The 2,810-nt window shown below is 64.4% G+C and carries 2 protein-coding genes; both read right to left on the bottom strand.

Annotation, left to right across the window (positions count from 1 at the left end; all coding sequences use genetic code 11):
- Positions 1-1,329: agmatinase family protein (locus IL54_RS23800; protein ID WP_237748739.1), on the bottom strand; the 1,329-nt coding region annotated here is incomplete at its 3' end.
- 13 nt (positions 1,330-1,342) lie between these two features.
- On the bottom strand, positions 1,343-2,692 hold the full coding sequence (locus IL54_RS00115) for an agmatinase family protein (protein WP_037472057.1): 1,350 nt from the start codon (positions 2,690-2,692) through the stop codon (positions 1,343-1,345).
- Positions 2,693-2,810 lie beyond the last annotated feature (118 nt).

Genomic DNA, 2,810 nt, shown 5'->3' with positions numbered 1-2,810 from the left:
CTTGTAGCTGGTGTCGAGATAGGGCGCGACTTCGACGATATCGATGCCGGCAATGTCATTTTCCGCGCACAGGTTGCGCATGATCGGCTGCGCTTCCCGCATGGTGAGGCCACCGGGGACCGGCGTGCCGGTGCCGGGCATGAAGGCCGGGTCCAATACGTCGACGTCGAAGCTAATCCACAATTTCTTGGTGCTGCCGCGTGCTTCCTTGAGCGCGCGGGCCATCACCTTGTCCCAGCCCCATTTCTCGACTTCGACCATCGTGTGGTATTTCATGCCCTTGTTGCGCATCCACCCGAAAGTCTCCAAGTCCGGCCCGCGCGCGCGCAGCCCCACCTGGACATAATCCTGCGGGCGGACATGACCTTCATGCAGGACGCGATAGACCGGCGATCCATGGGTGATCCAATGGACGCCGTTGCGGCCGACATCATAATGGCTGTCGAAATGGACGACGCCGACATTGCCCTTGCCATGGACATCGGCGGCGGCGGCGACATTGGGATATTCCAGGCTATGATCGCCGCCAATAACGATCGGGATCGCGCCCGTCTGCGCGATTTCGCGCACCATCTCGCGGACATGGGCGACCGATCGCTCCGTGCTGTTCTGGTCGATCGCGATATCGCCATAATCGACAATCTCCAGCACCGAGCTGGGGTTGATCATCGAATACATGTCGTTGCCGCCCGCCCCGCCGGTCATGCGCAAAGCGCGCGGCCCGTCGATCGCATTGCGCCAGCCCGACCCCATGTCGAGCGGGGCACCGACGATAGCAACATCGACCTTGCCTGCGCGCAGATCTTCGGGCGTCATCGCGACGGGCGCACCGGCGAAGGTCGCAAAGCCGCCGCGCCGCCCGCCGATATAGCGGCCCAGGTCCATCGGCCCCGGATCGCGCTTAGGGTCCATTACCAGCGGCCGCTTGGCCTTCCACGCATTGAACCAGGCCGATCGTGTGTCGAGCGGAATGGTCTTGGCGTCGCGCCCTTCCTTATACTCGACCTGTTCGTGCAGCGCAGCGATCGCGTCGATATAGGTGACGAGTTCGGCGGCGGGCAGCGTGCGGATGCGGTCGAACAGCACGTCCTTTTCGACATAGCGGCCGGTTTGCCCCTCTTTGATCAGCGCGACCTTTTCCGGCGCGATGCCAGTCAGCTTGGCGGCAACATCGGCGGGAAGCTCCACGGGCTTTGGCTTGCCCATGATGTCTTCCTGCGGGATCGGCGGTGGCGGGTTGGGCGTGTCGAACGCATCCCCCGCCAGAACGGAGGTCGCCGCAGCGGCCGCTGCCATGCTCCATCCGGTTATGGCGTTGATCGACGGCATCGCTTCTTCTCCCTCAACGCTTGGCGGTCTTGACCGGCATGCCCGTCTTGCGCATCGCGATGCCCGACAGGCAGGCATGCAAGATGTAATTGGCGCTCATCCGGCTGACATAGGTCGGGTCCAGAATGGGTGCGGCGTCGAGCAGGTCGAAGCCGACCACCTTTGTCTGGGCGCACAGTTGCCGGACCATGGGAATCGCTTCGCGCATGGAGATGCCACCCGGCACCGGTCGCCCGGAAGCGGGCGCATCGCCTGGATCAAGCACGCTCATGTCGAACGAGATGAAGATATTGTCCGGCCCGCCTTTGAGGCCGGAGAGAATATCGTTGGTCACCGCCTGCCAGCCGCGCTCCGTCACAGCCGCGGTGGACAGGATGCGCACGCCGCTGTCGGTCAGCCGCTTTTGCGTGGCGACGTCCGCGCCGCGCCCGCGCAAGCCCACCAGCGTCACGTCGCTGCCGCGCAACAGATTCTGTTCCATCAGCCGGGTCAGCGTCTGCGTGTCGGAAATCATATGCGCGTCGTTCAGGTCGGCATCGGCATGGGCATCGAACTGCACCAGCGCCACCTTGCCCGCGCCATAGGTATCGACCATCGCCGCGACGTCGGGGAACATGACCGTATGGTCGCCGCCGACGATGAAGGGGATCGTGCCGACGCTCGCCATTTCGGCGATCATCGCGCGGATATGATCGAGTCCCCGGTCGGGCGCCATATAGTCGGGCGTCAGATCGCCATAATCCGCGATCGACAGGATGAGGCCCGGATCGATTCCGCCATCGGCGTCCGCGCCGACCAGCCCATCCATGCCGCGCAGCGCCATCGGCGCATGTTTGGCATCGCGCCAGCCCGACGAGAAATCGAGCGGCACGCCGACAAAGGCGACCTCCACCTTGCCCGCGACGAGATCCTCCTTGCGGATCGCGACCGGCGCATCGGCGAAGGTCGGGATGCCGCCCTTTTGAAAATGATAGCGTTTCAGGCTGAACGGCCCATCGTCACGCTTCAGCTTGTCGAACAGTTTGGGGCGAACGGTGGTGCCCGCATTCCAGCCGCGCGCCTGCGGGTTGAGGGCGATTTCCGAAGGGTCGCGCCCGGCTTTGAACTTGCTGTCCTCGACCACCGCCATCAGCGCGGTGGCATAGGCGTCGACATCGGCGGCGCTGCGCCCGGCGAGCGCAACCTGGAGCTTCTCCGCCGTCAGGCCAAAGCGCGTCAACATCACGGGGTCGGACAGAAACGCTTTCTTTTCCGGCGACAGGGTGGCGAGCGGGTCGCTGGCCTGTGCATGGGCCGGGCCGCACAGGGTTGCGATCGCCAGGGCTGCGGCGGCGCACCGCGCCAGCAAGGGGGTGCGTGCCATCAGTTCTTCTTCCCATAATAGCTGTCGAGGCCGTGATCGACCGAGACGGGGTTGAGATAGCCGGGCTTCAAGCCCTTCTTGCGCATGGCGATCCCCGCCAGGCAGGCGTTCAGCAGGA

This window comes from Sphingobium sp. ba1 (assembly GCF_000743655.1).
GTDB lineage: Bacteria > Pseudomonadota > Alphaproteobacteria > Sphingomonadales > Sphingomonadaceae > Sphingobium.
This window is presented reverse-complemented; position numbering and strand designations above follow the sequence as displayed.